This is a genomic window from Synechococcus sp. EJ6-Ellesmere (assembly GCF_024345875.1).
GTDB lineage: Bacteria > Cyanobacteriota > Cyanobacteriia > PCC-6307 > Cyanobiaceae > Regnicoccus_A > Regnicoccus_A antarcticus.
On sequence record NZ_JAGQBY010000100.1, the window covers coordinates 1 to 11,581 of the forward strand.

Below are 11,581 nucleotides of genomic sequence, written 5' to 3' on the forward strand. Positions count from 1 at the left end.
TCTTCCAGGACGGAAGCATCGCCGGTGAAGACGGCGTAGGTGACGTAGCGGAGGATGATCTCCATGTCGCGCAGGCAGGCAGCCATGCGGCGGTGGGTGTAGGCGTTGCCACCGGGGGCGATCAGGGCCGGCTGCTGATCGAACAGATCGCGAGCAGCGTTGGTGACCAGGCTGGAGGCGTTGGAGGTGATGCGGTTGACGGCATCCATCCGCTTGTTGCTGTCTGCGACGACCGACGCCAGGGCATCGATCTGGGCAGAGCTGAGGAATTCGCCGCGGGCATCAGCCTGAGCAACGACCTTGGTGAAGGCGTCGAACATGTAAAAAAGCTCCTGTTCTCGACGGGTGGGGGTCGGGAGTTGGGTGATCAACAGCGAGAGCGCCGAAGGCGAACTCTCATGCCTAGTGCGAGAACATCTGGCGTGGACCGGATCAACCGGCTGGCCGGCTGGACCGACCGTTGGCCAGAAGTGGCTCGACTTGACCTGAGTATTGTTGGCCCTAAGCCCGTCGGCACGCTCGATCATTCACAAACGGTCATCCCAGCGGCAACAGTGTTGCGGTGCAAGCTCTTTGAGTCCTTGGCGGGAGTTCAGGGACAGCCCCATGGCCAGGCTTGGGCCGTTCTGTAACCGGACGAACAGTAAGATCCACCGGGCCGATGCGTTGTTCTGCCAGTCCCTGTTCCAGGGGCTTGCCCAGGCTGACAGGACGGCCACAGGCAGCCCACCAGCCCATGAACCGGAAACATAAAAAAGCCCCCCTTCAGGGGGGCTACTTCAGTGGTGCCGATGGCTGTGGATGATCCTGAAGGCCTTGAGGGGCACGATCAGGCTCAAAGCCGAATCACCGTCAGGACTCGGAGCTGTCGCCCGAGCCGCTGACACTCACGCCGGTGATGGTTCCCCCCAGGCGATGAACGAGCCGCATGGTTTCGTTCATGCGGGTGTAGGGGACCTGCATGGTGCAATCGGAGCTGCGCACGTAGTCGTTGTTGGCCAGGCCAGTGACCTGGATCGTGACCTGGCGATTGCTGCTGAAGCTGCTGCCGCGGGTGCCTGCAGAGACCTTCATGGTGGATGGGGAACGACGGGGATGGGGAAGAAGTTCAGTTGACCGGGCTGACGCTGGCGATGCGGCCGCCTTCGCGCTGGATCTGCTGCTGGTAGTCGAGCAGTTTGTTGAAGGGGATGAAACGCACCCGGTTGCTGCGCTTGTGCAGGCGGTAGTTGTTGAAGCCGGAGATTTCGACCCGGTAGGTGCGGCCCTGTTCGCCGGCGCCCACACCCATGCGCGTGACACCATCGGATTCGACGGAGCGGAACGCTGATCCCTTGGCATTCGGGCTCACCACTGGGATGGGCGCACCTTTGTGAACGGAGGGATTCAGACGCGACTGATTCTTGGAGGTGTCACCCTTGATCGACGCCGCCGCGCCGCGGGTGAGTTGCAGCATGTAGGAGAACTGGAGACCCTGCTGGCCGACGGAATAGTTCCAGCCGTGCAGATAGGGAACCTGCTCTTCACCGAAGCGATCCTGGTATTCGGCGCTGTCGATGTAGGAGTCGATTTCAGCGTCGAAGCCCTCGTTCTGCAGGATCGTGAAATGGTGAAGCATCTCAGCCTTGTTCTGAGGCGCCCGGCCCAACAGATGCTTGTGATTCAGTTCGATGAACCGGTAGGGATTGCTGTTCTCGAAGAAGCGCTGTCTGTAGAGGTTGCTCTTGGCCACCTGTCGCACGAACTCCCGCACGCTCAGGTATCCCCTGCGGAACAGTGACTCAGGACCCTCGAGCCGCTCGCTCTTCATCACGTACTGGTAACCGAGAACCTGCTGGTAGACCGAACGAATCAGTCCGGCGATGTCGGCTTCGGTAGCGTTTGACCAGTTGTCCTTGTCGCGGACGTTCGCGAAGCGATCGATGCCCAGGTAGGCAGCGTTGACGAGTGTCATGGGCGTGCAGGCCGGGAAGAGAAGGGAGACGAAGGGGGTCGGGGAAGCCGTCGAAGCGGTGCTAAACACAGGCCACAACGTCCCCGACGATGCTGTCTGCAGCCGGATCCTATGGGGGCGTTTACGCTCTCACCGGTGCTTTTCAGAATCGTTACAAAGTCGCCCCCCTGGCGCCCGCTCCTGAGGCCGATACCATCCGACCATCGTGGTCACTGAATGACCCATGACATCGACATCTGATTCCGAGGCCTGGCCCCTGCGCTTCGGCGTCCAGCTCAAGGCCCTTGGTGAGCTCACTGAAACGCTCACTCTGCGCTTGCTGGAGATGGAGGAGCGTCTGCTCCACCTGGAGGGTCAACAGGTCGGGTTGCTGGATCGCGCAGGCCGGGATGGCGTCGATTCAGCCGCTGTTCTCGACCTGCTGGAGCAGACCGATGATCGCCTGAGTCGCCTCGAAGGCCTGCTGGATCAGCCTGTTCACAGGCAGGTTCCCGAGGGGATGGCCCATGCTGCAGGCCTCGTGAGGCCCTTGCGCGTGCTTGGCGACGCCGACCCTGCTCCAGAGCAGGAATACGGGGCGGAAACACTGTTCCCAGACGAGGGGGAACAGCCCTTCATGGATGAGCTGAGCGCCTGAATCAGACCATCAGCTCAGGCTGCCCCCCCCCCCCCTGGACAGCGCCTCAGCCAGGAGAGCCCGTGCTGAGCATCGCGGCCGCGGTGGTGATCAGGATGCGCAACAGTTCGACGCCGCCGATGGCGGCGAGTCCCAGCCAGAGGGTCTGAGCGAGCTTTGGAGGCTGACCATCGACCCAGGCGGGGGAACGCAGCCCCCGCTCGAGTTGTGCGCCAGCGCTGAACGGGCCGGCAGGGGCGCGGGAGGCACTGATGTCGCGCCAGTAGGAGGAATAGCGTGGAGCCTGCTGGTTGAAGGGTTTCTCGCCAAGGCTGCGGCCGGGGAGTACACGCGAGCGCTGGTAGGGCACTTCATCCTCGCCGAAGGTATCGACATATTCGGGTGAGTTGAGCAGGGCATCGACGAAGCCCTGCATTCCTTCGGTGGCAATCAGAATTGAGTAGGCGATCTGTTCGCGCTCTCCATGCACGGGCCTGCCGAGAACACGGCCAACCACCTGCTCCACGACGGCATAGTTGCTGTTGCAACGGTAGAAATCCCTGCGGAACTTCTCTGAAAGAAGCAGACCACGGATGAACTGCTTGGTGCTGATCTGACCGCGGCGCAGTCTGGATTCAAGGCCAGGCTCCCTGTCGGCTTTGAAGGCATGGAAGAAGATCTGGCGGTAGGCCCTTTCGATCAGTTCATCCATGGCCTGAGGACTGCGCTGCACCCCTTCCGGTGTGCGCCGTGGCTCTTCTTCGCTGCCAACCGACAGGTTGCTAACGCGGGCACTGAGGGCGGTGGGATTGAGCTCGAGCAGAGGCAGGGCCATGGAATGCCAGATGAATAGGCGATGAACTTAGGCACCCCTGATGAGCACAAACCCCTAGTGACAAAAGACCTCACAGAGCTTTACTGTGCAGCCCAATTTATTTGGCTAGCTTCATCATCTTTTGTTGCGCATTGTCCTGGCTTCGCCCCTGACCCAGTCCTGATCAGGCCCTGCTCATCAGGTCGTCCAGCTCTCCAGCCAGGCGAGTGGAATCTCAGGGCTGAAGTCGTCGGTACGCTGGAACTCGAACGGTCCCGCCAGGGATCCCCAGAGCTGGTCATGGGTGGCGGGATCGTGGCCCCGGTCGATCGTGCGCATCGACTCGCCGTCGATTTCAAAACTGCTCACCAGGTAAGCCGTGGCTCCCTTGCGTTCCACCAGGCAGCGGCAGCCGGGCTCCACCTCTCCGACGAAGCCCTCGCCCTGGCCGTGCACCACATACGTGCAGCTCTCCAGCAGGCGCAGATCCTCGGTCTGGATCTGGGCCATGCGCTCAGGATCCTCAACTGCTCCCCAGAACCGCCGCTCGTCGTGGAGGGCGTGGTTGTGGATCCGCAGGCTGCCGTCCGGGGCGTTCTCGGCACGCAGCACCCGGATGCGGTAAGGCTGGCCGGGCGCAAAGGCGTACGACTGCTCCAGCAGCAGGGAGCCAGGCTCAAGCTGCGGCAGCGGGCGGAAACGCACCAGGATGTGGGCGTAGATGGGGGGGTTCTCGAAAGCCTGGTGCTGGTTGCTGAACCCGGCGCTCAGCATCCGAACCAGGCGCGTCAGGGAGCTGGTCATGGGGCGAATCCTATGGGGCCGGCCTGCCGCAGCGGCCTCAGCGCTTGAGCAGGCGCAGGCGGAATTCCGCCACATGGCGCACCAGCTCCGGTTGGCTCAGGGCGAACGGGTGATCGCTCAAGGAGCTGATCACCCTCTCAAGGGCGTCGTCGCGGGCCCCTGGATCAGCTGGATCGAGGTCGCCGATCCTGTCCCAGGCTTCATCGAAGGCCATTCCGTAGCTGTCGGCATTGCTGAACTGCTGGTTGGACGGTCGCTCGGGAGGGGTTCGCATCGCGTCAGGGCACGTCAGCTTCGAGGGAGACCCACCGGGGCGATGGGTTCGACCCTTGGACAAGGGCCTTCAGGAAAGAATGCCAGGACCCAGATTTGAACTGGGGACACGGCGATTTTCAGTCGCCTGCTCTACCAACTGAGCTATCCCGGCCGGCCGCTCGGCAGCACCGCAGGATCTTAGATCACGGCCTGGAGCAGGCGTCCGAGCCAGGCAGAGCAGGCCCAACACCGGGTAACCGGCGTCCTCGAGGGCTGCGGCCGCGGCCATGGCCGTGGCTCCTGTGGTGAGATTGTCATCCACCAGCAACAGACCCTGACGGGAGCGTCGGCTGCGGGAAACTCCGCCTGGGACGACCCGGAAGGCCCTCTCCTGGTTGAGTGCCCGCAGGCGGCGGTTGAGGTGGTGCTGCCCCAGCGTGGCCCTGCTGCGCTCCAGAAGGGCCAGGCGGGGCAGGCCCAGCGCCTGAGAGATCAGCAGTGGCAGCAGGTTGGCCCGTCGTTTCCAGCTGGGGATCGCCACGACGCTCAACTCCCGCAGAGGTGAAGGCAGTGTTGTGGCCAGCGACCTCGCCAGACAGGGAATTGCCTGGCTGCTGGGCTCGCGCCGCTGGCGCAGCAGCAGGCTGCGCAACGCCCCCTGATAGAGGCCCAGAGCCCACCAGGGCATCGGCTCAAGGCCGCACAGCCCAGGCTGGGTCTCGAGCTCCAGCGATTGGCGGCAGGCCTGGCAGGCCTGCGGCTGATCACGCCCCCTCCAGCTTTCAGGCTCGGCCGGGCGGCCGCAGAGTGGACAGGTGGCCTGGGTGATCAGCTCGAGGCATCCCCTCAACAGGGCCTGGACCATGGCGGCGATCTCCCGGGATGCGTGCAACGTTGCCGCTCAGTGTTCCCAGGTCAGGACTCGGGCAGGGCCTTGAGCATGGCCACCAGGGTGCGGTGGGCGTCCTCACTGTCGCTGAGCACGTGATCGAAGGGCACCGAGAGGTTGGCGCCATCCACCTCCAGCTCCATCGCCTCGGGGCTGACCCGCAGCATGCGGGCGGCGCTGGCCTGCTGCGCCCCGCCGTAGTGGCGGGCGTAGGCCAGCACGGCTTCGCCATGATCCTTGTTCATGTGACGGCAGATCCGGTCGCTGACGGCTTCGCTGAGGGGATCGCTGGCCATGGCGGTGGGGCAAGGGTTGAGGCTGATTGTGGCGGAGAAGCGGCTCAGACCAGCGCGAATCGCTGCCAGAGCAGGAGCCCCAGCCTGATGGCACTGAAACCGACGTAGCCAGCCAGGATCACGAACAGGGCCATCGAGATCACGGTTCGCAGTCGTTCGTTCATGGGATCTCAGGTGGTGGTGCAGGCTCCTCCATCTTCGGTGCAGCCGTCGTCAGGGCGCTGAGGGCAAGCCTTGCCATGCCCAGGGCCGGTGCCAGGCCTGGACGGCTGAGCACCGGCAGGCCGATCGCCAGTTGTCGTAGCTGCCGCCACTGGGGATTGCGGGCCCCACCCCCCAGGCTGATCACCCGCCGCAGCGGCGGTGCACCCAGCTGGCGCAGGCGTGCCCATCCCTGGGCTTCGATCCGGGCCAGCCCTTCCAGCAGCCCCTGCAGGAAGAGCACATCGCTCACCGGCCGTGGCTCCAGGATCGGCAGCAGATCCGGGTCGTCGACGGGGAAGCGCTCCCCCCTCGATGGCAGCGGCCGGTAGTGCAGCCCACTGGGTCTGGAGGGATCGATCTGACGGCTGAGTCGCTCCAGTTCGGCATCGTTGAAGAACTGACGCAGCACTCCCCCACCGGCGTTGGAGGCTCCGCCCACCAGCCAGCGCCCTCCCAGCCGATGGCAGCTCAGCCCTGGGGCTGCCATCGGCTCCGTCACGAACTGCTTGAGCACCAGGGTGGTGCCCAGCACCGTGACTCCGTCTCCGGGGGCTGGATCGGCCGCCAGTACGGCGGCGTTGGCATCGGTGCTGCCGGCCACCACCAGGCAGGAGCCTGGCAGCCCCAGCGCAGCGGCAGAGCCTGGAGCCAGCGGCCCCAGTGCTCTGCCGCTGGAGACCACCTCGGGCAACGCTGCCGCCCACGCTTGCCGCTTCAGCTCTCCGCTCCAGTGTTGTTGTCTGAGATCCCAGCCCAGGCGCAGGTTGTTGCCTTCCTCTCCCCAGCGCCAGTCACCCAGCAACCAGCCCATCAGCCAGTCGGCCTGATGGCGCAGGAGCAGATCAGTGGCTGACCAGGCCCCTACCCTCTCCCGCGCGAGCGGGCCCAGCAAGCGCAGGGCCCTGGCCAGGCTGCCGCTGACACTGGCGGCGGCGCAACCGGCAGGCACCAGTGCCGAGAGGGCCTCTGCCTGCTCGGGGCAGGCCAGGCTGTAGGCCAGTGCGGGCCCCAGGGGTGTGCCGTCTGAGCGGCAGGCCAGCAGGGTGCCGGAGGTGCCATCGAGGCTGATGGCGCCCAACTGATGCCTGAGCTGAGCGGGAAGACCCTGCACCAGTGCGATCAGTCCCTGCTGCCAGCCGGCTGGATCGTCGAAGCTGCCGAGGTAGGCCGTGGCCCGCTCGGCCAGCACCTGCCCTTGTGCATCGATCACCGCAAGGCGGATGCCGCTGCTGCCCAGATCCACTCCCATTGCCAGGGGGCAGATCTCGGCGCCGCCACGGCGACTGGGCACGGTGTTCAGGCGGCTGGCTGGCCCACGGGGACCCGATCGGCCGTGGCCTGCTGCAGCCTGGCGGCCGCCTCGCTCACGTCCTCCCAGGGGAGGTTCAGGTCGGGCCGGCCGAAATGGCCGTAGGCGGCCACGTCCTGGTAGAAACGACCGCCCCGCTGGCGGGGGAGATCGCGCAGGCCGAAGGTCTCGATGATCGCGCCGGGTCGCAGGTCGAAGTGCTCCTGCACCAGGGCTGTGAGGTCGTCGTCGCTGATCTTGCCGGTGCCGGAGCTCTGCACAAGGATGCTCACGGGCTTGGCCACCCCGATCGCATAGCTGAGCTGCACCTCCACCCGCCGGGCCAGGCCAGCCGCCACCAGGCTCTTGGCCACGTGGCGGGCGGCGTAGGCCGCTGAACGGTCGACCTTGGTGGGATCCTTGCCGGAGAAGGCCCCGCCGCCATGGCGCGCCGTTCCGCCATAGGTGTCGACGATGATCTTGCGGCCCGTCAGGCCCGCATCACCCTGGGGGCCGCCCACCACGAACTTGCCGGTGGGATTGACCAGAAAACGCACCGCCGCGCGCTCGGGTTGCAGGGGCAGACCGGCCGTAGCCGGGATCACCACATGGGTCCAGAGGTCATCGGCGATGCGCTGGCGCAGGCCTTCCTCATCACTGATTCCATCGATCTCGGCCAGGTGCTGGGTGGAGATCAGCAGGGTGTCGATCGCCACCGGCCGATCGTTCTCATAGACCACACTGACCTGGGTTTTCCCATCCGGGAGCAGGTAGGGAAGGGTGTTGTCGTGCCGCACCTGGGCCAGCCGGCGGGCCAGGCGGTGGGCCAGGCTGATCGGCAGGGGCATCAGCTCCGGGGTTTCGTCGCAGGCGAAGCCGAACATGATGCCTTGATCGCCGGCTCCCACCAGGTCGAGGGGGTCGCCGTCGTGGTCATCCGCCTCATTGACCCCCTGGGCGATGTCGGGCGACTGCTGGTCGAGGGCGGTGAGCACCGCGCAGCTGTTGGCATCGAAGCCACCGGCTTTGGCGCCGCTGTAGCCGATCGTTTCGATCACGGACCGCACCAGGCTGGTGATGTCGACGCGGGCCGTGGTGCTTACCTCGCCGGTGACCAGGCAGAGGCCGGTGTTGACGACGGTTTCGCAGGCCACACGGCTGGCGGGATCGGCGCTCAGAAGTGCATCGAGAACGGCATCGCTGATCTGATCACAGATCTTGTCCGGATGGCCCTCGGTGACCGATTCAGATGTGAAGACGTAGTGGCTCATCCCGGCTTGCACCGACCTCAGGATGGCTGAGCTTATCGCCTGGCTCTGGTGATGGGTTCATCCCGGAGGAACGGGCCAACTGCAGCTCGCGCCAGTGATCAAGGCGGGGCAGATGCTCCGGCAGAGGCGGCCTGCTGGTCCAGCCGGCGCTGTAGCCCAGGGCCAGGGCCACCCCTGCCCGCTCGGCCATGCGCAGATCACTGCTGGCATCCCCGATCAGGGCACAGTTGGAGGTGCTGACACCAAGCCTGGAGCAGAGTCCGTGAACGGCCGCAGGGTCTGGTTTGGCCGGCCGCATCTCGGCGCTCCAGATCTCCTGAAACAGCTCAGAGAGCCCGTGGCCGCCAAGGAACCGGTGGATTCCCTCGCTGTCGTCGTTGCTGATCACCGCCAGCAGCACTCCCGAGCGGTGCAGCTCCAGCAGCAGGGGCTTCACACCCTCGGTGAGTGGAGCCAGGTACGCCTCGCCCGGAAGGGCTCCGTGGCCCTGGATGTGCTCGCGATCGATGTCGGCGAACACGGCTTCGCTGTGGGCCAGGGCATCTGGCCAACCCAGACCCACCTGACAGAAGGCAGTGGCGGTGGAGATCAGATTGTGACTGCGGCTGGCCACAGCGGTGGTGCCTGCCGGGTGGAGTTGATCGCCCAGCAGGCCATAGGCCCGCTCGAGCAGGCTCTGGAACTGGGGGCGGTTGGCTTCCGGCACATGCTCCAGGCAAGCCTGGAGACGGGCGCGGCTCAGGGCCAGCAGGCCTGGTTCACTCAGGCTGAGAGTGCCGTCCTTGTCGAAGAGGATGGCTTCAACCGATCCGAGGGGTTGACCACGCAGGAGCAGTTCAACCATCGGATCGGTGCAGGGGCCCCAGGCTATGGCGCTCAGTCGAGGGTGACGCCCATCGGCTCGTTCTCCTCGGCCTGCTCCAGCAGCATCTGCTTGTAGCGGGCGGCCATTTCCTCGGCCTTGTCGAACACCTTCTGGGGATCGGTGAGCATGTCGCCGGGTTCCGGCTCGAGAGCCTTGGTGGAGAGGGAGATGCGGCCCCGCTCGGCGTCAAGGTCGATGATCATCACCTTCATCTGATCGTTGACGTTGAGCACCGTGTGCGGGGTCTCGATGTGCTCGTGGCTGATCTCGGAGATGTGCAGCAGTCCGCTGACCCCGCCGATGTCGATGAAGGCGCCGTAGGGCTTGATGCCCCGCACGGTGCCGATCACCACTTCGCCCACCTCCAGGCGGTTCATCTTGCGCTCCACCAGGGCGCGGCGATGGCTGAGCACCAGGCGGTTGCGCTCCTCGTCCACCTCCAGGAACTTGAGCGGGAGGAAATCGGCGACGAGATCTTCCTTGGGCTTGCGCGTGCTGATGTGGCTGCCGGGGATGAAGCCGCGCAGGCCTTCAACCCGCACCAGGGCGCCGCCGCGGTTGGTGGCGAACACTTCGCTGTAGATGGTGGCGTCTTCCTTCTGGAGCTGGCGCACCCGTTCCCAGGCCCGCTGGTACTCGATGCGTCGGATTGAGAGCGAAAGCTGGCCGTCCTCGTTCTCCTCACTCATGATGAAGAACTCACGGACCTCGCCCGGCTGCAGCACGTCGCTGAGGGCCTCGACCCGGTTGATCGAGACCTCCTGGAGGGGCATGAAGGCGGCGGTCTTGGCGCCGATGTCGATCATGGCGCCCTTGGGCTCCATGGCGAACACGGTGCCGTTCACCACGTCGCCGGGCTTGAAGTTGTAGTCGTACTTGCTGAGCAGGGAGGCGAACTCTTCCAGCGTGAAGCCGGCACCGTCGGTGTCGCGGCTGACGGCACGGCTGCTGGGATCGTCGGCTGTGGGGACCTCTTCCGGAATGTCGAGGTTCAGGTCAGCCGAGGTCTCGCTCGTCGGATCCAGATCGATCGGGCCTACGCCCGTCGGATCCAGTTCGGCCTCGGTGCTGCTGATCTCGGAAGGGGTCACGGTCATGGAAGGCTGGCGGTCTGCTCAGGGCAGAAGGAAGGGATACGCGTGCCTGCCCGCCGACAGACGCATGCGATCCACGATCATACAAATCCACCCTCCGCTGGAGCTCAGCGCGCGGCGGCCAGGGCACCATCGGGGTGCTGACGGGAGGGGCGCCGGCTGAGACCCTCGAGGGTGGCGACGAAGTCGCTGATGCCCTGAAACTGCCTGTAGACCGACGCGAAGCGCACGTAGGCCACCTCGCTGATCTCGCTGAGCTGCTGCAAAACCAGTTCCCCGATCTCAGCGCTGCTCACCTCGCGGCCATGGCGCTGCTGCTGCAGTTGCAACTCGATGTCGTCGACCACGGATTCCAGCCGTGCTGGCTCCAGACCGGTTTTTTCGCAGGCCCTCACCAGACCATGCAGCAGTTTGCTGCGGCTGAAGATCTCTCGGGTGCCGGTGCGCTTGACCACTGTGATCGGCACGGTTTCCACCCGTTCATAGGTGGTGAAGCGATAGTCGCAGTGGAGGCACTCACGCCGCCGGCGCACACTGCGGCCAGCATCCGCGGATCGGGATTCCAGCACCCGGCTATCGGTGTGTTGGCAGGAGGGACATTGCATCCCTTGGCGACCCACGCGGTTTGGTTAGTGGAAGTGTAGTCAGTAGAGGTTCGATTGAGAAGTGAGGAGTGCTCAAGACTGTGCCGGCGCCACCGCTGCGGTATCCCCTGCAGCAACTTTTTCGGTGGGCCGGGCGTGATGCTGATGGGTTGTGATCGCTACCCGCATGAAAAAGCCCCCGCAGGGGCGGGGGCGTCATGTGTCCAAGGCCTCAGAAGGTCTTGAATCTCACTTGCCGATCTTCGGGGGATCGCGGAAGGCGATCGCGAAGAAGAGGGTGGCGATCGCCAGGGTGAGGATGAGGATGTAAGCGAAGCTCTCCATCGAGAATCTCCTGAATGGGGGCGATCAGCTGAGCTTGGTGCCAGCCGGTGGGATGTAACCCTCGGGAAGACGGCGGGTGCTGCGGTCTCCCAGTTTTTGGAAGAGGCCGAATTCCACCTGCTCACCTAGGTCGGGGTCGATGCCGGCGAACACATCCCGGTACAGGGTGCGGGCGCCGTGCCAGATGTGCCCGAAGAAGAAGAGCAGGGCGAAAGTGGCGTGACCGAAGGTGAACCAGCCGCGGGGTGAGCTGCGGAAGGTGCCATCTGAGTGGTAGGTCTCGCGGTCGAATTCGAACGCTT

The 11,581-nt window shown here is 65.0% G+C and carries 14 protein-coding genes, 1 tRNA gene and 2 pseudogenes; 2 read left to right on the plus strand and 15 right to left on the minus strand.

The window, feature by feature from the left end:
• The 3 genes and pseudogenes from KBY78_RS11455 to KBY78_RS11465 form a co-directional block, all read right to left on the minus strand.
• Positions 1-320: pseudogene (locus tag KBY78_RS11455) on the minus strand (phycocyanin subunit beta); the annotation flags it as partial.
• 532 nt (positions 321-852) lie between these two features.
• A complete protein-coding gene (locus tag KBY78_RS11460) occupies positions 853-1,074 on the minus strand; it encodes a phycobilisome linker polypeptide (protein ID WP_006173412.1) in 222 nt (73 codons plus the stop codon).
• A gap of 34 nt (positions 1,075-1,108) precedes the next feature.
• A complete protein-coding gene (locus tag KBY78_RS11465; protein WP_006173414.1) occupies positions 1,109-1,954 on the minus strand; it encodes a phycobilisome rod-core linker polypeptide in 846 nt (281 codons plus the stop codon).
• A gap of 223 nt (positions 1,955-2,177) precedes the next feature.
• Here KBY78_RS11465 and KBY78_RS11470 point away from each other — a divergent pair, with 223 nt between their 5' ends.
• Positions 2,178-2,591, plus strand: a complete 414-nt coding sequence (locus KBY78_RS11470; protein WP_255143698.1) for a hypothetical protein — start codon at positions 2,178-2,180, stop codon at positions 2,589-2,591.
• Between the two features lie 46 nt (positions 2,592-2,637).
• Here the strand turns inward: KBY78_RS11470 and KBY78_RS11475 are convergent, their stop codons facing one another.
• From KBY78_RS11475 to KBY78_RS11490, 4 genes are all read right to left on the minus strand, one after another.
• On the minus strand, positions 2,638-3,405 hold the full coding sequence (locus tag KBY78_RS11475; protein WP_255143699.1) for a phycobilisome rod-core linker polypeptide: 768 nt from the start codon (positions 3,403-3,405) through the stop codon (positions 2,638-2,640).
• A 177-nt stretch (positions 3,406-3,582) separates the two neighbouring features.
• On the minus strand, positions 3,583-4,188 hold the full coding sequence (locus tag KBY78_RS11480) for a chromophore lyase CpcT/CpeT (protein WP_255143700.1): 606 nt from the start codon (positions 4,186-4,188) through the stop codon (positions 3,583-3,585).
• Positions 4,189-4,225: 37 nt separating this feature from the next.
• Positions 4,226-4,462 (minus strand): hypothetical protein, encoded by a 237-nt coding sequence (locus KBY78_RS11485; RefSeq protein ID WP_255143701.1) that lies wholly within the window; start codon positions 4,460-4,462, stop codon positions 4,226-4,228.
• An 80-nt stretch (positions 4,463-4,542) separates the two neighbouring features.
• Positions 4,543-4,615 (minus strand) — tRNA-Phe (locus KBY78_RS11490).
• Positions 4,616-4,952: 337 nt separating this feature from the next.
• Between KBY78_RS11490 and KBY78_RS11495 the strand changes: the two genes are divergently transcribed.
• Positions 4,953-5,105, plus strand: a complete 153-nt coding sequence (locus KBY78_RS11495; protein ID WP_255143702.1) for a hypothetical protein — start codon at positions 4,953-4,955, stop codon at positions 5,103-5,105.
• A 253-nt stretch (positions 5,106-5,358) separates the two neighbouring features.
• Here KBY78_RS11495 and KBY78_RS11500 read toward each other — a convergent pair whose 3' ends face one another.
• The 8 genes and pseudogenes from KBY78_RS11500 to KBY78_RS11535 all read right to left on the minus strand — a co-directional run.
• Positions 5,359-5,628 (minus strand): DUF2470 domain-containing protein, encoded by a 270-nt coding sequence (locus tag KBY78_RS11500; protein WP_006173421.1) that lies wholly within the window; start codon positions 5,626-5,628, stop codon positions 5,359-5,361.
• A gap of 160 nt (positions 5,629-5,788) precedes the next feature.
• The gene (locus KBY78_RS11505) at positions 5,789-7,123 is read right to left on the minus strand and encodes an FGGY-family carbohydrate kinase (RefSeq protein ID WP_255143703.1); all 1,335 of its coding nucleotides are present in this window, start codon (positions 7,121-7,123) and stop codon (positions 5,789-5,791) included.
• Positions 7,124-7,128: 5 nt separating this feature from the next.
• Positions 7,129-8,391 (minus strand): methionine adenosyltransferase, encoded by a 1,263-nt coding sequence (gene metK, locus KBY78_RS11510; protein ID WP_255143704.1) that lies wholly within the window; start codon positions 8,389-8,391, stop codon positions 7,129-7,131.
• On the minus strand, positions 8,366-9,235 hold the full coding sequence (locus KBY78_RS11515; RefSeq protein WP_255143705.1) for an HAD family hydrolase: 870 nt from the start codon (positions 9,233-9,235) through the stop codon (positions 8,366-8,368). The genes metK and KBY78_RS11515 overlap by 26 nt, the downstream gene beginning before the upstream one ends.
• Positions 9,236-9,267: 32 nt before the next feature.
• Positions 9,268-10,353: a 30S ribosomal protein S1 gene (locus KBY78_RS11520; RefSeq protein WP_255143706.1), complete on the minus strand. Its 1,086-nt coding sequence runs from the start codon at positions 10,351-10,353 to the stop codon at positions 9,268-9,270.
• 104 nt (positions 10,354-10,457) lie between these two features.
• Positions 10,458-10,955, minus strand: coding sequence for a transcriptional regulator NrdR (nrdR, locus tag KBY78_RS11525; RefSeq protein WP_037981197.1), 498 nt, complete (start codon positions 10,953-10,955; stop codon positions 10,458-10,460).
• 228 nt (positions 10,956-11,183) lie between these two features.
• Positions 11,184-11,279: a photosystem II reaction center protein T gene (locus KBY78_RS11530; protein WP_006042122.1), complete on the minus strand. Its 96-nt coding sequence runs from the start codon at positions 11,277-11,279 to the stop codon at positions 11,184-11,186.
• A gap of 24 nt (positions 11,280-11,303) precedes the next feature.
• Positions 11,304-11,581, minus strand: a pseudogene (locus tag KBY78_RS11535) (photosystem II chlorophyll-binding protein CP47); the annotation flags it as partial.